Genomic DNA, 19798 nt, shown 5'->3' on the forward strand with positions numbered 1-19798 from the left:
TGTTGATGATAAGTTTTAAAGATTATTTTACAATAAAATATCAAATCACAATATCAAAATAAAATTTGCTAAAGATTATAAAATAAAGTAAAATCACAGCAAAAAAAAGGAAATAAATGATTAGTGTAGAATTAATAGAGCATATTTTTAAAGCTGCTTCTATATCAAGGTGGAATGATTATCCTAGAATGACAAATTTAGTCGAGCTTGATAAACAAGCGCATAAATTTATCATCGCTTATTTCATTGCTAAAATGGAAAAAGATGTCAATATGCGCTTTATTATAGAAGCGGGGATTTTTGAGTTTTTAAGCAGGGTGGTAGTGACTGATATACGCCCTGATGTGTATCATGAGATAACGCGTGCAAAAAATGAGCAAGTAAGTGCTTGGGTGTTAAGTAAAATCGCACCGATGATTCAAGATATAGAAAATGGTGCATTTTTAAAACGCTATGAGCTTTTTTTGCAAGGTAAAGATTATGCAAAAGAAAGGCTTATTTTAAAAGCTGCTTCGTATTTTGCGACAAGGTGGGAGTTTAATATAGTTTATCAAACTAGCTCGTTTTTAAGTGATATTGATGAGATTAAGGCTAAGGTTGAAGAAGAATTAGAAGATTATTATGAATTAATTGGCGCAAGAAAAATAGCTCTTAATCAAAAAATTTCTAAAATAATCGATCTAAGCGGACGCTTGCGTTTTCAAAAAAGATGGGCGCAAACTCCAAGGATTCCTGAAACTGCGGTTTTAGGACATATGCTTGTAGTGGCTATTTTGTCTTATTTTTATTCTTTAGAAGTAAAAGCATGCGATGGTAGAATAGAAAGCAATTTTTATTGTGCGCTGTTTCATGATTTGCCTGAAAGTTTAACTAGAGATATCATCTCTCCGGTAAAATATGGCATAGATGGTTTAAATGAAATCATCAATGAGTATGAAATGAAGCTTATTAATGAGAAAATTTTACCTTTTATACCACTATCTTTTAGAGAAGAATTTAGTTATATACTTGGTATTAGAGAAGGACAAAATGAAGTAAGTTCCTTTGTAAAAAATGAATTTGAAAATCGTATTTTTAATAACAAACCAAGTGTTTATAGTGGTAGTTTAGATGCGGTTAATGAGGATCGTTTTAAGGCTATTGATGGAAAGGCTTTGAAGTATTGTGATAAATTAGCAGCTTTTATAGAAGCAGCTTTGTCAATTAGCTATGGAGTAAAGTCTAAAGAGCTTGAAAGCGGTTTTATGGGAATGTATGAATATTTTAAAACAAATCCGACTATTAATGGAGTAAATTTCTTTAGAATTTGTGAGGATATTAAAGGGTATTTTAAACTTTAAAAACCCTCTCCCAGATGACTGCGGCACACACTAAGTCTAAGTGCTCTGCTGTGTTCCCACCCTGAAGCGGTGCTTAAAAATAGCATTGCACAGGTCTAAGAGAAGGCAGTTGAAATAATACCTTAAAATATCTTAAAAAACATTGAGGTGAAGTATGTTGAGTATATTTGCAAACTTTTTGTCTAAATTTAGAGAATTTTTTGTTCCTAGTCATTTGTCTTTAGAATTTAGAGCAAAATCTTTTGCTGCCATTATCGTGGCAAATAAAAATATAAAAGCAGAAATTTGGCAAGTTTTAGCTGATATTGCAAGTGAAGTTTATCCAGATGATAAAAGTAGGCAGGCTATTTTAGTACAAACTTCTAAAGAATATGTAGATAGAGTTTTAAAAAATGAGCTTAGCTTGGATGCTTTGCTTAAAAATATTGCCTTGCTTTTAAAAAAAAATCCAAGATATGCAAAAAAGATTAATTTTCATAGGCTTGAGCGTTTGATGGATAAAAATGAAGAAGAAGCTTTAGTGCAACTTAGAGTATATGAGTTTTTTGAGCAAGAAATAAAATATATTTTAGAAAAAAATTCAAAAGAGTCATCATGAAAGGCTAAAATTAGCGTTTCATGTTGATTGCTTTTTGTATCATTTGATCAGCTGTTGTGATACTTTTACTACTTGAATCATAAGCTTTTTGTAAGGTGATTAAGTTTGTAAAAGCTACCGATAAATCCACATTTGATTGCTCTAGTTTTCCACCTTCAAAAGTAGCTGTACTGAAATTTCCATTGGCATCGAGTAAAAAGGTTGGGTTGCCACTATTGCCAGTTTGTCCATAGAGATTTTCTCCTAGTTTTTCTAAACCTTGTTCATTGGTAAAATTAAACAAAGCAAGTTTAGCCATAGCTATTTGATCACCATTGGTAAAAGTGGCGATAATAGTACCATCTGTGTTGATAGAGTAATTATTTAAAAACCCTTCGCCTTTGCCATCTGTTTGTGTATGCACTGAAGGTTGTTTATTTTTTAAAGCATGAAGTCCATCATAACCTGAATTTGGTATATTTGGATCATAGTAAGAACCAAGGTTTATATTGACTTTTGTGCCATTATTATCTACTGAATTTAGAGTATTAGAAACTAAAGCTCCAGCTTCGTTAAAGGTGATTAAACCTTCAGTTGTTCCACCTATTTTATTGCCATCATTATCATATACTTGAGCAACGGCTTTGTATTCTAAGTCTGTGCCATTTTGTGGTAAAACTCTATCTAATTTAACCTTAACCCAGCTAGTAGAACCATCAGGATTAATTAATTTTGCAGAAAGTTCTGTACTATCAGCTACTTCTTTTTCTACACTTAAATGAGATGATTCTAGCTTAGCTGTTTCTAAATCTACTTTATCTAATTTTTGATTATCAATACTAAAAGCTAAATTTTCATCTAAAGTAGCTTGCAATGTTTGACTAGCACCTTTTTCATCAGTAATTTTAAAATATATAGTATCACCAGGTTTTAAGCCATAAATTTGCTCATCTTTTACACTACCTGAAATTTTTACACTACCATCTTCATTTTTACTAAATTCAAATTTAGAAGCATCTACATCTACATTTACTGCTTCTGTTTTAGTGCTTGTGTCTAAATTTCCACTCCAAGTGATATTTTGTGTTGGTTGAGGTGGCAAATAAAGATTTTTAGGTACAGAAATAGGTCCTTGAGTATTAACTCCACCTATTTGGAAATTTTCTCCAGGCGTTCCACTCCAAGCCGTGGTAACTTTTTGTCCCATAACTTGACCAAACATATTTGAAACCCTATCGCTTAGCTGAATTTCTTTTAATGATGGATTCATAGTTCCAAGCACATAATTACCATTTGAATCTACTAAAAATCCATTTGCATCAGGTTTAAAAGCGCCATTTCTAGTGTAATAAACTCCATTGCCATTACTTACACCAAAAAAGCCCTTTCCAGCAATTGCTACATCAAATTCATTATCGGTAGAAACTATTGGACCTTGTTCGAAAATATCATTTGTAGCTCCTGCTACACTACCATAACCAGTTTGACCTTTGTTGTATGACTGTGTTGTTATGGTACTGTAAAATACATCTTTAAAAGCTACATCAGAGTATTTAAATCCAACCGTATTTACATTGCTTATATTATGAGCTGTATTGTCTATACCATAACTTTGGGATTTTACCCCATTTACTCCATTGTAAAATGCCGTAAACATAATTTTATCCTGTAATCTCTTTAATATCTTCCCATTTAACCCAGCTACCACCCATACCAACTAAGGCTTCACCTTCTTCAAATTTAACTCCAGTAATAGGATAGGCACCATATGTTGAATTAACTGTTTTTCCATCTTCTCCTATATAGCTTGCTTTTACATAGTATTTTCCAGATGGTACAGGGTTTCCGCTATCATCTGTTCTATCCCAAACAATTTGCTTCATACCAGCGGTCATATCTTTAACCTTCATTGTTCTTACAGGATCTCCTGCTTCGTTATAAATAGTAAATGTTACAGGTTCGCTATCTGATTTGTAAGCTGAATCAATTTTTGCTGTTTTTATATCAACACTTGGAGTATGTCCTATAATCTTAAATGTTTGATCTTCTCCAACTACTGCTTTAACGGTTTCTTCTTGACCCTTATCATCAACTAATTTTACATATATAGTTTCACCAGGTTCAGCTATTTCTTTATCCACTTTACCTGTAATATCTATTTTATCTTCGCCATTTTTCTTAAGTTCAAAATCTTCAGTGTCAATATCAGTCTTTTTACCTTTTTGTGGTTCTTGCGGTAAATACATATTAATTTGAAATTGTATATCATCATCTGCTACTACAAGATAATTGTCTTTAACTGTTGCAAGCTTACCAACCGCAGCTAATGCGCTCATACCTGTACTTGCTGCGATAGAATTTTGTAATTTAGTCATTGCATTTACAAGTTGAGTCATGGTCTTATTGGTATTATCTTGCATTTCAAGTGCTGAAAGTTGGGCCGTTTGAGTAAGCATTTTTTCAGTATCCATAGGATCAGTTGGATCTTGATGTTGAAGTTCGATTAAAAGAAGCTTTAAAAATGCATCCTTGTCAAGTTCTGCTCCAGGATTGTAAATCAATCCATCATCCCCACCGCTTTCTCCAGCTCTGGTATTTCCTTTAGCATTTGGCATATCTTTGGTATTAAGTGCTGCTAAAGGACCTTGAAGAGTTTGTGTATTTATATTTGACATAAAAATCCTTTTTTATATGTTTTTAAAGCTTAAAGCAAAAAATATTCCATTTAAAAATATTTTGCCAAAACCATTTCTAAGCTTGGTTTTTCTTGAATTTCTTTTTCAAAATTCACCTTATCTTCTTTATTATTATTGTTTTTTTGTCTTTGTGGATTATTTTGCTCTTTTCTTTCTTGGTTGTTAAAATTCATCTCTAAATTTGTAAAGCCCATATTTACAAGAGCATTTTTAAACTCAGCTTGATGTTGTATGAAAAGATTTAAAGTATTTTGATTAGAATTAAAGCTGATGTTTAGATTAGATCCTCTTTGGACCAAGGTAACTTCTACTTCCCCAAGATTGTGTGGATTAAGAGTTATACTAAAGCGTGTTATAGGTGCTTTATAGCTTTCTAGTTTTTCTTTAAATTCTTGAGCAAAATCATTGAAAGTTTCTTTCATAGGAATATTTTGATTTTTTACAAAATTATTAGAAACTCTATTCATTTCTTTCACATAAGAATTTAAATTTTCCTCGCTATGATCTTTTTCATCTTTTATAACTTCTTTAGTGCTTTTAAAAATATCACTAAAACTGTCTGTGTTTTGAGTATTTTTGTCTGTTTTTAATTGTTTGTCTTGAGTATTTAGTAAATTTTCTAAGTTAATTTTCAAATCTTGATTTTGTAAATTTTGGATATTTTTTGTATTTGTTAGTTCGGTTTTTAAATCTTTTGAATTTTCTAAAACAGAACTTATTTTTTTACTAAAGCTATCTTCGCTGGTGGTTAATTTCTCACTTTTTAATATTTCTTTAAAATCTATCTTTTCTTTGTCTTTAATTTCTTTTTTTAAGTTTGGATTTTGAGTTAGATTGATAAGCTCAATATCATTTAGTTTATCATTTTTGCTAATATTTTTTATATTTTTTGTGTCTTTGATTTCTTTATTATCTTGAATTTGAATTTTTTCTATAAATTTTTCTTTAAAATCGATGTTTTGAATATTTTCTTTTGCTTTTACATCTTTTTTTGGGAGTTCTATATTTTTTAAAGCAGAAGAAAGCAAAGAAATACCTTCATTTTCTTTGCTTTTTATATTTTTACCTGAATTTGGCTCTTCTTTTAAAAGTTTAGTGATTTTTTGATTGATTAAATCTTGAAAAACATTAGTATTGTTTTGTTTTTGTGGTTCAATTAAGTCTTTATTGTTTAAATTTGAAGTTTTAAAAAAACCTTTTTTATCAAGATTTGGAAAGGTTTCTTTTAAATCTTTAATTTGTTCAAATTTTATGTTTTTTATATTTAATCCAAGCTCTTTTGCAACATTGAAAAGCTCATTAATATTTTTTATATTTTTCAACTTGTGCAAGTTTCTTTCAAGAGCTAAAATGGCAGTATTATCTTGGACAAGTTTATTTAATTTTATATCCTTGCTATCACTTTGTAAAACCTCTAATAAAGAAAGAATTTGCATAAAATTTGCACCCTCAAAAAGCTTTATAGCATCTTTTTCATCTAGCGAAAGTTTATTATTGGTGTCTTTTAAGTCTTTATCTTTGCTTGAGTTTTCTTTTTGTGATGCTTTAAAATCTTTTGATATGCTTCCATCTTTTTCATTTATTGCTTGCAATAAGGAATTTAAAAATTCCTCTCCATCGTTTTGTGAATTAGTACTTTCTTTACTAGGATTTTCATTTTGTGGAGCGATGCTTAGTAAATTTAAAGCATCGCCTGCTTGGATATTTGACATTAATTAACCTACTAAAAAATTATTTTTTGCTAAATTTGGAAATAAATTTTGCAATTGCGCTGCACAATCAAGTTTTAAATTTTCATGAGAAAGATTAAAGTTTTTAAATATTACTAACAATTCTTCTATATTTTTAGCGTTTAAAACAGCATTTTCATTATGAACATCATCTAAAATTTCGCTTACTTTACTTGAAAGCTTTGCATAGTTTAATTCTTTTTCTTCGTTTGAATTTACAACTTCTAAATAATTTAAAAGTTCCATAAAATGCTTACTATTTAAAACTGAAGTTCCTTGTTTTTCTAAGTTAGCGTTAAAGATTTGAGTTCCCAAGTTTGACATATTTTTCTCCTTAAAAATAATTCTTATCTCAGAGAAAAGCAACAAGTGTTCCAAATTTTTAATCTTAATTTTTAAGTATTTTTTTATATAATATTAGATTTTAATTTTAAGACTTTGGAGAAAAACTTGGATAATATTAGAAATATAGCCGTTATAGCTCACGTTGACCATGGAAAAACAACGATGGTGGATGAGCTTTTAAAGCAATCAGGAACTTTTAGCGAGCGTGAGCAAATAGCAGAGCGCGTAATGGATAGCAACGATATAGAAAAAGAAAGAGGTATTACTATACTTTCTAAAAATACTGCTATTAATTATAAAGGCACTAAAATAAACATCATAGACACTCCAGGCCATGCTGATTTTGGTGGCGAAGTTGAGCGTGTATTAAAAATGGTTGATGGGGTTTTACTTTTAGTTGATGCACAAGAAGGGGTTATGCCTCAAACTAAATTTGTGGTAAAAAAGGCTTTATCTTTAGGACTTAAACCTATTGTTGTTATTAATAAAATCGATAAACCAGCTGCTGATCCTGAAAGAGTAATCAATGAAATTTTTGATCTTTTCGTGGCTTTAGAGGCAAATGATGAACAACTTGATTTTGCTGTAGTTTATGCGGCTGCTAAAAATGGTTATGCAAAACTCGCACTTGAAGATGAAAGCACTAATATGGAGCCGTTGTTTAAGACTATACTTGAGCGCGTACCTGCTCCAAGTGGTAGCGATGAAAACCCTTTGCAGCTTCAAGTTTTTACTCTAGGTTATGATAATTTCGTTGGTAAAATAGGAATTGCAAGAATTTTTAATGGTAAAGTAAAGAAAAATCAAAATGTAATGCTTGCTAAGGCAGATGGTTCTAAAATCAATGGAAGAATTTCAAAACTTATTGGTTTTATGGGTCTAGAAAAAATGGATATTGAAGAAGCAGGGACAGGCGATATTGTAGCGATTGCAGGTTTTGAAGCTTTAGATGTGGGAGATAGTGTGGTAGATCCAAACAACCCTATGCCACTTGATCCTTTGCATATAGAAGAACCAACTTTAAGTATAGTATTTTCAGTAAATGATGGTCCTTTAGCAGGTACTGAAGGTAAACATGTAACTTCAAATAAAATCGCAGAACGCTTAGAAGCGGAAATGAAAACTAATATTGCTATGAAATATGAAAGTACAGGCGAGGGTAAATTTAAAGTAAGCGGAAGAGGCGAGCTTCAAATAACTATCTTAGCGGAAAATATGCGTAGAGAAGGCTTTGAGTTTTGCATGGGAAGACCTGAAGTTATCGTTAAGGTAGAAGATGGAGTTAAAACAGAGCCATTTGAGCATTTAGTGATTGATGTGCCTGATGATTTTACCGGAGTGGTGATTGAAAAACTAGGTAAAAGAAAAGCTGAAATGAAAACTATGACACCAACTGGAGATGGTCAAACAAGACTTGAGTTTGAAATTCCTGCGCGCGGGCTTATAGGATTTAGATCACAATTTTTAACAGATACTAAAGGCGAGGGTGTGATGAACCATAGCTTTTTAGAGTTTCGTCCATTTAGCGGGGCAGTTGAAAAAAGAAATAATGGTGCATTAATTTCTATGGAAAATGGTGTTGCGCTAGGGTATTCTTTATTTAATTTGCAAGATAGAGGGGTGTTGTTTATCGATCCTCAAACAAAAGTATATACAGGTATGATTATAGGCGAGCATTCACGTCCAAATGATTTAGATGTTAATCCTATTAAAGGTAAAAATTTAACGAATGTTAGGGCAAGTGGTAGTGATGATGCGATTAAGCTTGTACCGCCTAGAAAATTAAGCCTTGAAAGAGCGTTAGAGTGGATAGAAGAAGATGAGCTTGTAGAGGTTACTCCACAAAATATTAGAGTTAGAAAAAGATATCTTGATCCTACTCAAAGAAAAAGAATGGAAAAGGCTAAGTCTTAATGGATTTTGAAGCCATAAGACAAGCTTTAAATAAAAGACTCAAAGCTTTACAAATTTTAGCATTTGCTGAAGCTTTGGTTATATTTTTTCTTGCTTTTCAATTTAGCAAAGATGTGATTATAGCTTTATTTTTTGCTGTTTTAGCAGGAGTTTTGTTTTTTAGAATTTTAGGAAGAAAGCTTATGTGGGGACGCAATGAGCTTGTATTTAAAATGTGTGAAGAATTTTTAAAACAAAACAATGCTAAATTTGACAAACAAGGTTTTGATCAAAAAGATTTTGAAAAAATTGCTTTTGATTTTTCTTTAAAAACTTATCATTCTCAAAATTCTTTTATTTTTGATGATTTTATTCTTTATGATGTGAAATTTAAAGATGAATTTGGGAATTTCTTTTGTGGAATTTTGCTTTATAGTAAGAAATTAAAAGAAGATATTAACTCTAATGAAAGTATTTTTGAAAAAGTAAAAGATAAAGAATTTTCTACACAAAGAGTTTTGAAAAAAGATGATTACTTGCTCATAGCAAGTTTGAAAAATCCTTTTTTTGCTGATTTAAAAATATCTTGCGAGTTAAATTTTAAACTTTTTAGAGCTAATTTAGAAAAAATTCAAGCTTTTATAAATGATTAAGTTTAGCTTACTTAATCATTTTGTTCTAAATTATTAATTTCTTGTATTTTTAAATTCTCATTTTTTCCCATTAAATTTTGTATGGTTTGGATTTGCTCTTTAGAGGCATAGCTTATATCTTTTAAAACTATCCAAGTGATTTTTTGATTACAAGGCTTGTTGAGTTTGTTTTTAAAGATATAAAAAGATTGAAGATCATTTGGTAATAACTCATTAGCACTTAAGCCTTGAATATAAAGCTTATCGCCTTCTTTTTTAGGAAAAGCACGAATGATTTTTTTAATAAAAGGATTTTCCACGCCTTCTTGTAAAAATAATGCAACCACTGCTATATCGCCTTTTTGACTTACATGACTAAAATGAATTTCTAAAGGGTAAGACTTTTTATCAATAGAAATTTTTGATGGAGCGTGAAAGTGAAAATGAGATAAATTATAGGCTGTATTATCTAGCACGATATGGCTTCCATTGCTTGCAAAATGCATTTTTATAGTATAACCATCATTTATTAAGCCAAAAGAATCGTTTGAATAGTTAAATTCTAAAGAATGATTTTTATTTGTAACCTTTTTACTGTTTATATTGATAAAATCTTGATTTAATCCACTTTCACAATAAATCCAGTTTTTATCTAAATTTTTCCATTTGTCTTTGTCTAAGAAATTTCCATGTGAGGCATTTTGAGGCATTTGCTCATAGGCAAAAAGCATGCTAGTGGTAAATAAACCAAAAAGTATTTTTTTAAAACTCATAATATTCCTTTTTTAGTATAATTATAAAAAAATAAATCCTATAAGAAGCTTATGTTTAAAAATAATTATATTAAAATTAAATATTTTAAAAAAATTACAGATAATATTAAGGATAAATTGATTGATATATGGGAGGATAGTGTAAAATATTCCCATGATTTTTTATCTGATTTTGATAGAGAAAAGATTAAAAATGATCTTTTAAATTCTCAAGTATTCTTTAGTTTAAATTATTTGATTTGCTATGATAAAGATGAAATGATTGGATTTTTAGCATTTGTGGACGATAAAATTGAAATGTTGTTTTTAAGGTCAAAATATTTTAACAAAGGTATAGGTACTGCTTTAATATCTAAAGCTGTAAATAATTATCATTTGAAATATGTTGAAGTAAATAAAGATAATTATAAGGCATATAAATTTTATCAGAAAAATGGTTTTTTACAAGAGAGTGAATATAAAGATGAATATGGTTTTATTGTTTTAAAAATGAAATTTTAACTATTCTTTACCATCTTTGATAGGCACAAAAAGACATTCGTCTAAAACTTCTTTACTAATCTTGCCATCTTTTTTGGTAAATTTAGTGATAAATTGTTGATTTCCTATGAGTAAAGGAGCTACTAAAATTCCATTGTTTTCAAGTTGATCAAATAATACATTTGGGATATGCTCTATATAAGCTGAGAGTAAAATTCTATCATAAGGCGCATAATTTTTCCAACCATTTTGCCCATCATCAAATTTTACATGAATATTAGCATAGTTTAGTTTTTTAAATTTTTCTATAGCGCTAATCGCAAGTTTTTCAATGCGCTCTATGGTAAAAACTCTTCTAATAAGCTTACTTAAAATTGCAGCTTGATACCCGCTACCACAGCCTATTTCTAAAACACTATCTGCATCTTTAAAATCAAGCGCCATAGTCATTTTAGCTACGGTTAAGGGCGAGCTTATCCATTGATTTCCCATTAAAGGAAGAGCATCAAGCCTATAAGCATGCATTTTTAAAGGTGAAAAAATTTCCCTTGGAGTAGAACAAAAAGCTTCAAATAATTCTTCATTGATGAAAGTATTTTTGCGAATTTCTTCTGCCATTGTTTGACACTGTTTTTGTTCAAATATATGAATCAATAAGCACTCCTTGGTAAAAAAGTGTTATTTTATCTTAAAAATTATTTATTTATCTTAAAATTCTTAAGGCGTAAAACGCCTTAAGATTAATCAAGCGTATAAAGGATGTTTGATCCATCTTGATAAGATAAGATGTGTGCTTTGCCATCTTTGAAGAATAAACTTCTTGCATTAGTGATATTTTCTGGATAAGAAATAGTTTTTACAATTTCTTCTTTATCTAAATCAATTACAGCAATAACATTATGTTTTTTACTTAATGCATAAATTTTACCATCTTTAAATGCCATTGAAGTTACATAAAGATCGCCTAAAGTTTTTCCTTCTTTTAAGTCAGCTTTAGGAGTAAATTCAGCTGAAAGAACTCTATCTGCTAAAGAAATTTTAGAGATTACAAAAGTTTTAGCATCTTTATTGTTTGGAACAGTAGCAAGATACATATATTTTCCATCTGTTGTTGTGCTTAAAACATGATGGAATTTAGCTCTAACTGTATCAATTCTACCACGACCAAGATCTTTACCTTGTCCTTCGAAATTATTTGCTCCTCTCATAAAATCAGCATATTGTAATGCTTCATCTGCGTTAGGATTTTGAGCAAATCTCAAGAAAGATTTATTAGAGCCCATTAAGATGTATTTATTGTCTAAATAAGGAATAATTCCTACAATAGGGTTAATTGTAGCTGAAAAATATGGATCTAATAGAAAGTCTGCTTTAGTGCTAAAGTTATCATCTAAGAAAAATACTTCCCATTTAGAGCTTGCAACATACTCTCCGTTAATATAATCAAGAGTATTGATAGGCTTAGGAAGATCAATTTTCATTTCGCTTGTAATTTTTAGATTATCATCAATATTTGCAAATGGAGCATTGCTAATGTTATTATCAAATTGAATACCTAATTTTTCACTAGCAGGTGCAAAAGCAAAATCAGGTTCCTTAACATCGCGTTTTCCTAAGAAAGAAATGCTTTTCCAGCTTTTACTCCAGCCTGAGTCATCCCAAATGATGTATTTTGGATTTAAACTAAAGCGAACCGGATCGCCTTGTCCACTATATGGAATAGGACCAGTACTTACGAAAGCTTGAAATACATTTGAAGCTACAATAAAAGCAACAATAACCATAGCAGCTAAGTTAAATTTAGTTAATTTTCTAAAGCTTGCGCCTTCCATTTCTTTTTCAAATGAGCCAAATTTTGGAGCAAAAGCAAAAATAACACCAAGCAATAAAACCACAGCCCAAAATACCACTTCAGCCCAAAAATAAGTATGTAAACCAAAAATAGGTAAGCCAAAACCTTGATCAAGATCGCGATGCGCATGGCCACTTACATGGTTGAATGATTGCCATAAACCAAATGCAGTTGCAATCAAAAGGAAAGCTAAAAATTTACCTTTCATACCATAGCGTACAATAAATAAAGCCGCTACACCGATATAAATCATAGATTCTCTTTGGCCCCAGCAAGAAGTACAAGGGCTATCGCCCAACATATAGCCAAAAATTAAATTTGCTGTTCCAACAGGCATTAAAATAACTAAAAAACCTGCCAAACACATTAAAAAGTAAAAGAATTTAGTTTTGTTAATATCACACATGTTTGCCACCTTATAGATTCATTAGGCCTAAGATTGCGCCTGATTTACGACCTAGATAGTCAAATACCATAATAGCCCATGAAATTACAAGTATAGAAAAAGCTAGTTTTTCTTTTTCAGGTTTAACTATCATGAGAACTATGGCGATAAAGATTAACAAAAGTTCTAAAAACTCCATAATTACCCCTTTAAATTAAAATAAAAACTGCGAATTATATAATATTATTTTTAATAAATTAGAAATATTAAACAATAAAAAAGAATTAATTTAAGAAGTGTAAAAAAATGAGTAGTTTTGTGACTTAAAAGTCATCAAAACTTAAACTACCTTTGGAGTAATTTGTAACTTTACTTTCAAAGAAATTACTTTTTTGATCATTAAATTTAGAAAAATCATCCACCCATTTAATAGGATGTTTTGCGTTGTAGATTTTATCAAGATTAATAGCAGTGAGTCTTTGATCAACAAGATAGTGAATATATTCTTCTATAATATCATCTGTAAAACCCATGATTTGATTTTGAGTGATGTATTTACCCCATTTGATTTCAAGCTCACCTGCTTTTTTAAACATGTCATAGATTTTACTTACATTAGTATCATTAAATAAATCAGGTCTTTCTTTGCGTACAGAATTAATCATATTTTGAAATAATAACAAATGCGTGATCTCATCTCTTTGTATAAAACGTATCATTTGTGCCGAACCTAGCATTTTTCCTGCGCGCGCTAAAGCATAAATAGCAGTAAAGCCACTGTAAAAATACACCCCTTCTAAAATTTGATTTGCTACCATTGCAAGTAAAAGTTTATTATCATCTACTTCGCCAGCTAGTTCTTCATAAATACTTGAAATGAAATCATTTTTTTCTCTTAAAGTTTCATCATGTTTTTCCATTTCATAAATTAAGTCTGTATTTTCACAGATTGCTTCAACCATTACTGCATAAGATTTTGAGTGATTTGCTTCTTCATAAGCTTGTCTTGCTAAAACTGCATTGATTTCAGGTGCTGTGATGTAAGGATTGATATTATCAGCAAGGTTGTTTGTTTGAAAACTATCCATTGAGATAAGTTGAGACCAAACTAAATCATACATTCTTTTTTCTGCTACGGTTAGATTACAGCGATAATCAAGTGCATCTTTGGTTGTATCTACTTCTTTTGGAAACCAAGTATTTGCCTCCATTAAATCCCAAAGCTTTAAAGCCCAAGTGTATTTTGCTTTAGTAAAATTTAAAATCCCATGAGGATTACCATTAAATACTTTTCTATCATTTAAAGTTTCATTTGATTTTGGATTATAAATTCTTTTTCTATTCATTTTTCTACCTTTGTGACAATAACACTTTGGCTTAAAATATCATGTAAAGCCAAAGTATCTTTTCTTAAAAAACTTACCAAAATCCCAATCAATAAACCAAAACTTACGATAAAAATTATATAGCGTAAGAGTATTCTAAAAAAATTAAGTTTTTGGCCATTTTTAAGATCAATTAAATATAAATCATAAGCTTTAAGTCCAGGACTTTGAGCTTTTTTTGCTAAAAATAAGGCCTGTATAAGCCCAAAAAGCAAAGAACATAAAAAAATTATAAGTTGATTGTTTAAAAAGGCTTCTTTAGAGCCAAGTGTAAAATAAAATAAATATAAAACAGGCACATAAAGCAAAAATAGATCAATCAAAAAAGCTTTAAATCTTAAAAAGCGAGTAGCTATTTTTGCTTTAGTTTTCATTAGTTTCCACGACTACCAGGTTTGATAGCTTTGGTGCCTTTTTCACAAAGTGGACAAGCATTTGCTTCATAAATATCAAATTCGAAATTTCCTAGTGCAAAAAGTGGTAAATTTTCAGGCAGTTTTGCATTTTCTTTTCTTGGATTGTTTAAATTTTTTACTGTGCAAAAGCCACGATTTGCCAAAGCCGCAAAGCCTACCACTTCCCCACCTAAACTTTCGATGATTTTTGCACTTTCAAGTGCAGAACCACCTGTTGTAATAATGTCTTCACAAATGATAAATTTTTCACCTTTTTTTACTTCAAAACCACGTCTAAGGCTCATTACTCCTTCTACGCGCTCAGTGAAAATAAAGCGTTTATTGCAAGCTTTAGCAAGCTCATAGCCTGCTAAAATTCCACCCAAGGCAGGAGAACAAATACTATCAAATTCAATGTTAAAACTAGCAATAACTTTTGCAAGCTCCTCGCAAAGCTCACCTGCTAGTTTTGGATTTTCTAAAACTTTAGCACTTTGAAGGTAAAACTCAGAATGTTTTCCTGAGCTAAGTAAGAAATGCCCTTGTAAATATGCTCCACAATCTTTATAAATTTGTTTTAAGTTCATTATTAAACCTTTAAAAGTTCTGCTTCTTTATTTTTAACTAATTCATCTACTTTTGCTGTGTAGCTATCGGTTTGTTTTTGGACTTCATCATAAGCTTTTTTGGCTTCATCTTCTGAAATTGTTTTATCTTTTTCTAGCTTTTTAACCGCATCATTTGCATCTTTTCTAATGTTTCTAATAGCCACTTTAGCTTTTTCTCCCATAGCTTTGGCATTTTTAGCATTTTCTTCTCTTTGTTCTCTTGTCATAGGAGGGAAGAATAATTTCACGCTTTCACCATCATTGTTTGGATTTACTCCTATGTTTGCTGCAGCTATGGCGCTTTCTATAGCTTTTAGTATCGATTTTTCCCAAGGAGTAATGCTAATGGTTGAAGCATCGGTTGCTAAAACTGTTGCTACTTGATTAAGTGGGGTTGCGTTACCATAATAATCAACATGAATATGATCAAGTATATTGATGTTTACTTTACCAGTTCTTATGGTAGTAAAATCTTTTTTTAAAGCTTCTAAGCTTTTATCTGATTGTTGTTTTTGTTTAGTATAAATTTCATTTAGCATGGTTTGTCCTTTTTATTTGCTAGTATTACTTTCGCTAATTGGGGCGCTTGGTGCAACTGGAATGCTAGTTGTATTTGTTTCAGGTGCTTTTGGTAAAATTTGTTCTGCTTTTTCAGCAAGTGAGTTAGAATTAGCATTATTATACATATAGCTAAGAGCAATTGTATTAGCAATAAGTAAAACACCCATTATAAAAGTAAATTTAGCTAAAAATCCCGCAGGACCTTTTGCTCCAAATAAACTTTCATTGCTTCCGCTATATGCTCCAAGTCCTATGCTTGAACTTTTTTGTAATAAAACCGCAATACAAATAATCACGACAATTGCAAATTGCAAAATAATTAAAAGAGTAGTCATAAATTTTCCTTATTGAAAATAAAATGAGTATTGTAACTTAAAAAGTTTGATAAAAACTTGAAAGAGGTAAAGAAAATTTGCGAGATTATTTCTCGCAAATTTTTATCTGCTATTAAAGCTTCTTAAAATATTAAGAAGAGAGATGAAAAGGTTGATAAAATCAAGATAAAGTGCAACAGCACCTTCGATTGGTGTTTCATAGTTTCCTCTAATGATGTTTTGAGTATCATAAAGGATGTAAAAAGAAAATAAAATTGCACCAATACCAGAAATAGCTAAGCTTACAAGTGAGCTTTGGAAAAATAGATTAATTAAAGAAGCTACTACGATAACGATTAAAGCTATAAAAAGCATTTTTCCCATCATAGTAAAATCTCTTTTTGTATTCATAGCAAATACACTTAAAGCACCAAAAGCTACTGTTGTTAAAGCAAAAGCTTGAGCGATGATGCTAGCTCCTGCAGGAAGTGCTAAAACTGAATATAAAAGTGGTGTTAAAGTAAGCCCTGAAACAAAAGTAAAGGCAAAAAGTAAAATTAAATTAAGCGGAGCCTCTCTTTTTTTCCATTGTAATGCAAATAATAAGCCAATTTCAATGATAAATAAAATCCAAAAAGTTGCTTGAGATTGTGCAAATAAATGTGCTAGGGCAAAAATTCCTATGTAAGCACCTGCTGTTGCAGCTAATAATGAAGCAGCAAAAAGCTGATAAGTTTGTTTTATAAAAATGCTTAAATCGCTTCTAGCATAACCTTCAAATTCTTGAGTTTTAGAGTTAGAATAATCTCTATCATAAAGACTCATTAAAATCCTCCAATATTTTTTAAAATTAAAATTTACAAAAAAAAGATAAATAAAATATTAAAATTGTATAAAAATATAATAAAAAATAAATTTATTGATTTGTTTTAAGTAAAAATAATTTAGTATAATGTTTTATTAAAACCAAAAAAAAGGATTTTTTTGAAAGACTTGATTGAAGGTGCTTTGAAATTTATGCAAGAAGATTTTAAAGAACATGCAGAGCTTTTTGAAAGTTTAAAAAACAAACAAAATCCTCATACGCTTTTTATAGGTTGTGCTGATTCAAGAGTAATACCAAATTTAATTACCAATACAGGGCCGGGAGAGCTTTTTGTTATTAGAAATATAGGTAATATAGTTCCACCTTATAGAGTTGGAGATGATTTTTTAGCAACTACCTCAGCTATTGAATATGCTTTTAACTCTTTGCATATAAAAAATATCATTGTTTGTGGACATAGTAATTGTGGAGGTTGTGCGGCTTTATATGCGGATGACAATGATTTAAAAAATATGCCTAATGTTAAAAAATGGCTCACTTTGCTTGAGCCTATAAAAAGTAATGTTTTAAAAGTTGCAGGTAATGATTTTGCTATGCGTGCTTGGATGACTGAAAAAATGAATTTGGTTAATTCTTTACAAAATTTATTAACATATCCAGGTATAGAGGAAGCTTTAAATAAAAAAGAAATCGAGCTTCATGCTTGGTATTACATCATAGAAACAGGCGAAATTTATGAATATGATTTTAATTTTGAAAATTTTGTTTTAATTCAAGAAAGGACAAAAAAATATGAATAAAATCTTTAAATTTATTTTAGTGTTTTTATTTGTCAATGTTTTATATGGGCAAGAAAAAAATATTTTAGAAGATAAAAATAGTATTTTTGCTTTGGTACAAAATTATATAGAACTTAATTTGCTTCTAGAAAACTTTAAAAATAGTGATACAAATAGCACTGAATTTCAAGATAATATTAAAGAAATAGAAAAACAAAAAGACGCAATTTTAACTACTTTGCCTTTAAAGATTGTTTCTCAAAAAATTGATGATAAAGAAGCAAAAGATTTTTTAAAAACCAAAAATGATTTGCAAAAAAGTGTTGAAAATGCTCAAGTTAAAAAAAGATATTATGATTATGTGAACAATAAAATCAAGCTTTTAAATTTAACTTCTGCGGAGCATTTTTACTTATGCATATTTGAATTAGAAAAAGTTTTTATTGAAGGAGCTCAAAGTCAGACTATAAGAAATATTATCGACAAAAGCATTGATTCGCTTAAAGAAGATTTGGTGTTCAATTTTACTTTAGATAAAGAAAAAATTAATGATATTGCTCAGCTTAGAACTTTAGAAATCAATGAAAACAGCTTAAGAAATACTATTAAATCTTATAATGAAATTTTAGTTTATCTAAGAAATAATGCCAATTTGCTTGAAACTAATTTTTTATTCACAGGTTTGGGTTTGCAAAACGCAATTAATTATATTAACGAACAAACTTCTATTAGTAGTGTAAATGTTGGAAAAATCGTTATTTCTATTGCTGTTATTGTCTTTTTTTATTCTTTGAAATTTTATCTAGCAAAGATTTTATATTTTATACTTATACATTTGTTTGGAAAAAATTCAGCCAATATGGAAATAAAAACTCATTTTCTAGAAAAACTCCAAGGACCAATAGGTTGGTTTTTATTTGCTTATGCTATCGGAATTTGTTTTACTATTTTTTATTATCCCGCACCTATAGATATAAGAATTAGTAATATTTTATCTATAGCTTATATTATTTTGACTGCTTGGCTTGTGATTAATGTTTTTGATAGTTATGGCATGATGATAGTGGCAAAGCTTGCTGAAAAAAGTGGTAAACGTGAAGTAGTAAATTTAATTATTAAAATTTTATATTTTATCATTATAGTGATAGCTGTTTTATTTGTTTTAGCACATTTAGGATTTAATATTTCAGCATTAATTGCATCTTTGGGTATTGGCGGTTTAGCTGTGGCTTTAGCAGCTAAAGATATCATTGCAAATTTCTTTGCTTCGGTACTTTTGCTTTTTGATAATAGCTTTAATCAAGGAGATTGGATAGAAGTTTCTGGTATAGAAGGAACTGTTGTTGAAACAGGGCTTAGGAAAACTACTATTAGAACATTTGATAATTCTTTGGTATTTTTGCCAAATTCGACTATTATGGGTGCAAATATAAAAAACTGGAGTAAAAGAAAAATAGGACGCCATGTAAAATTATTTATAGGTGTAACCTATGATGCAAAACCTGAACAACTTGAACAATGCGTAGAAGATATAAGATATTTATTAGCTACTAGTCCTTTAATAGCACAAGTTGATGATAGTGCGTTGAATTATGGTGGAACACGTGCTAGATATAGACAAAATTTAGTTTCAGTAAATGATTTAGAAGGTTATAAAAATAGCACTTATGTGGCTGTAAGTGGTTTTAGTGCAAGCTCTATTGATATAGAGGTGTATTTTTATACTAAAGCAATAAGTGGTGCGGGTTTTAGAGAGGCAAGACAAAGTATTTTACTTGAGTTAATGAAAATTGTTGAAAGAAATAAACTTAGCTTTGCTTTTCCTTCACAAAGTCTTTATATAGAAAAAATCAACAAAGAAGATAAAGAAGAGCTATTATCTTAGTAAGCTCTTCTTTGATCATCGCATTCTACTATAATTTTTTCAGCGATGATGATACTTCCATTTTTACTACCCTTGACTTTAACAATACTTCCTTTTTTTAGATCTTGTACATTAGCTTGTTTTTTGTTGCTTCCAAAAATTCCACAATTATAAATATCAACGTGTGTTTGGGGTAAAATGGTAATAATTAAGTTATTATCAAAACTTGTTTGGATGCTTAATGTATGTGCGGTGGTGTTTTTTAAAATACCTTGAACTTTATAAGCAAATGCAAAAGTGCCAATGCAAATTAATATAAGAAAAAAACGCATTAAAATAACTCCTTTTTAGGAGTTATTTTGC

The 19798-nt window shown here is 29.9% G+C and carries 22 protein-coding genes and 1 other RNA gene; 7 read left to right on the forward strand and 16 right to left on the reverse strand.

The window, feature by feature from the left end; genetic code table 11:
• The first annotated feature begins 116 nt into the window (after positions 1–116).
• A complete protein-coding gene (locus tag ACOTVC_RS05105) occupies positions 117–1340 on the forward strand; it encodes an HD domain-containing protein (RefSeq protein WP_087690273.1) in 1224 nt (407 codons plus the stop codon).
• A gap of 4 nt (positions 1341–1344) precedes the next feature.
• Here the strand turns inward: ACOTVC_RS05105 and ffs are convergent.
• Positions 1345–1442, reverse strand: an RNA gene (ffs, locus tag ACOTVC_RS05110) — signal recognition particle sRNA small type.
• A 52-nt stretch (positions 1443–1494) separates the two neighbouring features.
• Between ffs and ACOTVC_RS05115 the strand changes: the two genes are divergently transcribed.
• Entirely contained in the window at positions 1495–1938 is a 444-nt protein-coding gene (locus ACOTVC_RS05115; protein WP_115646321.1) for a hypothetical protein, read from the forward strand.
• A gap of 10 nt (positions 1939–1948) precedes the next feature.
• On the opposite strand, the gene ACOTVC_RS05120 is transcribed toward ACOTVC_RS05115, so the two are convergent.
• The 4 genes from ACOTVC_RS05120 to ACOTVC_RS05135 are packed head-to-tail and all read right to left on the reverse strand — an operon-like array spanning position 1949 to position 6667.
• Positions 1949–3574, reverse strand: coding sequence for a flagellar hook protein FlgE (locus ACOTVC_RS05120; protein ID WP_421627879.1), 1626 nt, complete (start codon positions 3572–3574; stop codon positions 1949–1951).
• Positions 3575–3578: 4 nt separating this feature from the next.
• Positions 3579–4592, reverse strand: coding sequence for a flagellar hook capping FlgD N-terminal domain-containing protein (locus ACOTVC_RS05125; RefSeq protein WP_214097997.1), 1014 nt, complete (start codon positions 4590–4592; stop codon positions 3579–3581).
• 50 nt (positions 4593–4642) lie between these two features.
• Positions 4643–6325 (reverse strand): flagellar hook-length control protein FliK, encoded by a 1683-nt coding sequence (locus tag ACOTVC_RS05130; RefSeq protein ID WP_421627882.1) that lies wholly within the window; start codon positions 6323–6325, stop codon positions 4643–4645.
• A 3-nt stretch (positions 6326–6328) separates the two neighbouring features.
• On the reverse strand, positions 6329–6667 hold the full coding sequence (locus ACOTVC_RS05135) for a hypothetical protein (RefSeq protein ID WP_039642443.1): 339 nt from the start codon (positions 6665–6667) through the stop codon (positions 6329–6331).
• Between the two features lie 126 nt (positions 6668–6793).
• Here ACOTVC_RS05135 and typA point away from each other — a divergent pair, with 126 nt between their 5' ends.
• Entirely contained in the window at positions 6794–8602 is a 1809-nt protein-coding gene (gene typA, locus ACOTVC_RS05140; protein ID WP_039629177.1) for a translational GTPase TypA, read from the forward strand.
• Complete coding sequence (locus ACOTVC_RS05145) at positions 8602–9234, forward strand: poly(A) polymerase (RefSeq protein WP_214115146.1); 633 nt, start codon at positions 8602–8604, stop codon at positions 9232–9234. Before typA ends, ACOTVC_RS05145 begins: the two co-directional genes overlap by 1 nt.
• 11 nt (positions 9235–9245) lie before the next feature.
• Here ACOTVC_RS05145 and ACOTVC_RS05150 read toward each other — a convergent pair whose 3' ends face one another.
• Positions 9246–9986, reverse strand: coding sequence for a carbonic anhydrase family protein (locus tag ACOTVC_RS05150; protein WP_214098001.1), 741 nt, complete (start codon positions 9984–9986; stop codon positions 9246–9248).
• A gap of 117 nt (positions 9987–10103) precedes the next feature.
• Between ACOTVC_RS05150 and ACOTVC_RS05155 the strand changes: the two genes are divergently transcribed.
• On the forward strand, positions 10104–10487 hold the full coding sequence (locus tag ACOTVC_RS05155) for a GNAT family N-acetyltransferase (RefSeq protein ID WP_214116370.1): 384 nt from the start codon (positions 10104–10106) through the stop codon (positions 10485–10487).
• On the opposite strand, the gene ACOTVC_RS05160 is transcribed toward ACOTVC_RS05155, so the two are convergent.
• The 9 genes from ACOTVC_RS05160 to ACOTVC_RS05200 all read right to left on the reverse strand — a co-directional run bounded on the left by ACOTVC_RS05160 (position 10488) and on the right by ACOTVC_RS05200 (position 16791).
• Positions 10488–11117: a protein-L-isoaspartate(D-aspartate) O-methyltransferase gene (locus tag ACOTVC_RS05160; protein WP_087685667.1), complete on the reverse strand. Its 630-nt coding sequence runs from the start codon at positions 11115–11117 to the stop codon at positions 10488–10490.
• A gap of 89 nt (positions 11118–11206) precedes the next feature.
• The gene (locus tag ACOTVC_RS05165; RefSeq protein ID WP_087685467.1) at positions 11207–12724 is read right to left on the reverse strand and encodes a disulfide bond formation protein B; all 1518 of its coding nucleotides are present in this window, start codon (positions 12722–12724) and stop codon (positions 11207–11209) included.
• A gap of 10 nt (positions 12725–12734) precedes the next feature.
• Positions 12735–12902 carry a hypothetical protein gene (locus ACOTVC_RS05170; protein WP_039619427.1) on the reverse strand — a complete coding sequence of 56 codons (168 nt, stop codon included), beginning with the start codon at positions 12900–12902 and terminating at the stop codon, positions 12735–12737.
• Positions 12903–13026: 124 nt separating this feature from the next.
• Positions 13027–14049, reverse strand: coding sequence for an aerobic ribonucleoside-diphosphate reductase Ia, B2 protein subunit NrdB (locus ACOTVC_RS05175; protein WP_039619426.1), 1023 nt, complete (start codon positions 14047–14049; stop codon positions 13027–13029).
• Positions 14046–14462, reverse strand: coding sequence for an RDD family protein (locus ACOTVC_RS05180; protein ID WP_039642439.1), 417 nt, complete (start codon positions 14460–14462; stop codon positions 14046–14048). The genes ACOTVC_RS05175 and ACOTVC_RS05180 overlap by 4 nt, the downstream gene beginning before the upstream one ends.
• A complete protein-coding gene (pyrE, locus tag ACOTVC_RS05185) occupies positions 14462–15070 on the reverse strand; it encodes an orotate phosphoribosyltransferase (RefSeq protein ID WP_421627886.1) in 609 nt (202 codons plus the stop codon). Before pyrE ends, ACOTVC_RS05180 begins: the two co-directional genes overlap by 1 nt.
• 2 nt (positions 15071–15072) lie before the next feature.
• A complete protein-coding gene (gene frr, locus ACOTVC_RS05190; RefSeq protein WP_214099451.1) occupies positions 15073–15630 on the reverse strand; it encodes a ribosome recycling factor in 558 nt (185 codons plus the stop codon).
• Between the two features lie 12 nt (positions 15631–15642).
• Positions 15643–15987, reverse strand: coding sequence for a preprotein translocase subunit SecG (gene secG, locus ACOTVC_RS05195; RefSeq protein WP_039619422.1), 345 nt, complete (start codon positions 15985–15987; stop codon positions 15643–15645).
• Between the two features lie 102 nt (positions 15988–16089).
• Positions 16090–16791, reverse strand: coding sequence for a Bax inhibitor-1/YccA family protein (locus ACOTVC_RS05200; RefSeq protein WP_039642435.1), 702 nt, complete (start codon positions 16789–16791; stop codon positions 16090–16092).
• Positions 16792–16950: 159 nt separating this feature from the next.
• Between ACOTVC_RS05200 and ACOTVC_RS05205 the strand changes: the two genes are divergently transcribed.
• Positions 16951–17592, forward strand: coding sequence for a carbonic anhydrase (locus ACOTVC_RS05205; RefSeq protein ID WP_214099452.1), 642 nt, complete (start codon positions 16951–16953; stop codon positions 17590–17592).
• Positions 17585–19456 (forward strand): mechanosensitive ion channel family protein, encoded by a 1872-nt coding sequence (locus ACOTVC_RS05210; protein ID WP_087690252.1) that lies wholly within the window; start codon positions 17585–17587, stop codon positions 19454–19456. Before ACOTVC_RS05205 ends, ACOTVC_RS05210 begins: the two co-directional genes overlap by 8 nt.
• Here ACOTVC_RS05210 and ACOTVC_RS05215 read toward each other — a convergent pair.
• The gene (locus tag ACOTVC_RS05215; protein ID WP_087690250.1) at positions 19453–19767 is read right to left on the reverse strand and encodes a hypothetical protein; all 315 of its coding nucleotides are present in this window, start codon (positions 19765–19767) and stop codon (positions 19453–19455) included. The two genes, ACOTVC_RS05210 and ACOTVC_RS05215, sit on opposite strands and share 4 nt — an antisense overlap.
• Positions 19768–19798: the final 31 nt, after the last annotated feature.

The sequence above is a fragment of the Campylobacter sp. GB48 genome (assembly GCF_049221845.1).
Classification (GTDB): domain Bacteria; phylum Campylobacterota; class Campylobacteria; order Campylobacterales; family Campylobacteraceae; genus Campylobacter_D; species Campylobacter_D lari_C.

Excerpts from the sequence above, each read along its gene's own strand:
- ACOTVC_RS05175 (WP_039619426.1), bottom strand. The coding sequence starts at position 14,049 with ATGAATAGAAAAAGAATTTATAATCCAAAATCAAATGAAACTTTAAAT.
- ACOTVC_RS05135 (WP_039642443.1), bottom strand. The coding sequence starts at position 6,667 with ATGTCAAACTTGGGAACTCAAATCTTTAACGCTAACTTAGAAAAACAA.
- ACOTVC_RS05180 (WP_039642439.1), bottom strand. The coding sequence starts at position 14,462 with ATGAAAACTAAAGCAAAAATAGCTACTCGCTTTTTAAGATTTAAAGCT.
- ACOTVC_RS05210 (WP_087690252.1), top strand. The coding sequence starts at position 17,585 with ATGAATAAAATCTTTAAATTTATTTTAGTGTTTTTATTTGTCAATGTT.
- ACOTVC_RS05120 (WP_421627879.1), bottom strand. The coding sequence starts at position 3,574 with ATGTTTACGGCATTTTACAATGGAGTAAATGGGGTAAAATCCCAAAGT.
- ACOTVC_RS05115 (WP_115646321.1), top strand. The coding sequence starts at position 1,495 with ATGTTGAGTATATTTGCAAACTTTTTGTCTAAATTTAGAGAATTTTTT.
- pyrE (WP_421627886.1), bottom strand. The coding sequence starts at position 15,070 with ATGAACTTAAAACAAATTTATAAAGATTGTGGAGCATATTTACAAGGG.
- frr (WP_214099451.1), bottom strand. The coding sequence starts at position 15,630 with ATGCTAAATGAAATTTATACTAAACAAAAACAACAATCAGATAAAAGC.
- ACOTVC_RS05105 (WP_087690273.1), top strand. The coding sequence starts at position 117 with ATGATTAGTGTAGAATTAATAGAGCATATTTTTAAAGCTGCTTCTATA.
- ACOTVC_RS05150 (WP_214098001.1), bottom strand. The coding sequence starts at position 9,986 with ATGAGTTTTAAAAAAATACTTTTTGGTTTATTTACCACTAGCATGCTT.
- ACOTVC_RS05200 (WP_039642435.1), bottom strand. The coding sequence starts at position 16,791 with ATGAGTCTTTATGATAGAGATTATTCTAACTCTAAAACTCAAGAATTT.
- ACOTVC_RS05215 (WP_087690250.1), bottom strand. The coding sequence starts at position 19,767 with ATGCGTTTTTTTCTTATATTAATTTGCATTGGCACTTTTGCATTTGCT.
- ACOTVC_RS05165 (WP_087685467.1), bottom strand. The coding sequence starts at position 12,724 with ATGTGTGATATTAACAAAACTAAATTCTTTTACTTTTTAATGTGTTTG.
- ACOTVC_RS05170 (WP_039619427.1), bottom strand. The coding sequence starts at position 12,902 with ATGGAGTTTTTAGAACTTTTGTTAATCTTTATCGCCATAGTTCTCATG.
- ACOTVC_RS05125 (WP_214097997.1), bottom strand. The coding sequence starts at position 4,592 with ATGTCAAATATAAATACACAAACTCTTCAAGGTCCTTTAGCAGCACTT.
- ACOTVC_RS05130 (WP_421627882.1), bottom strand. The coding sequence starts at position 6,325 with ATGTCAAATATCCAAGCAGGCGATGCTTTAAATTTACTAAGCATCGCT.
- ACOTVC_RS05145 (WP_214115146.1), top strand. The coding sequence starts at position 8,602 with ATGGATTTTGAAGCCATAAGACAAGCTTTAAATAAAAGACTCAAAGCT.
- secG (WP_039619422.1), bottom strand. The coding sequence starts at position 15,987 with ATGACTACTCTTTTAATTATTTTGCAATTTGCAATTGTCGTGATTATT.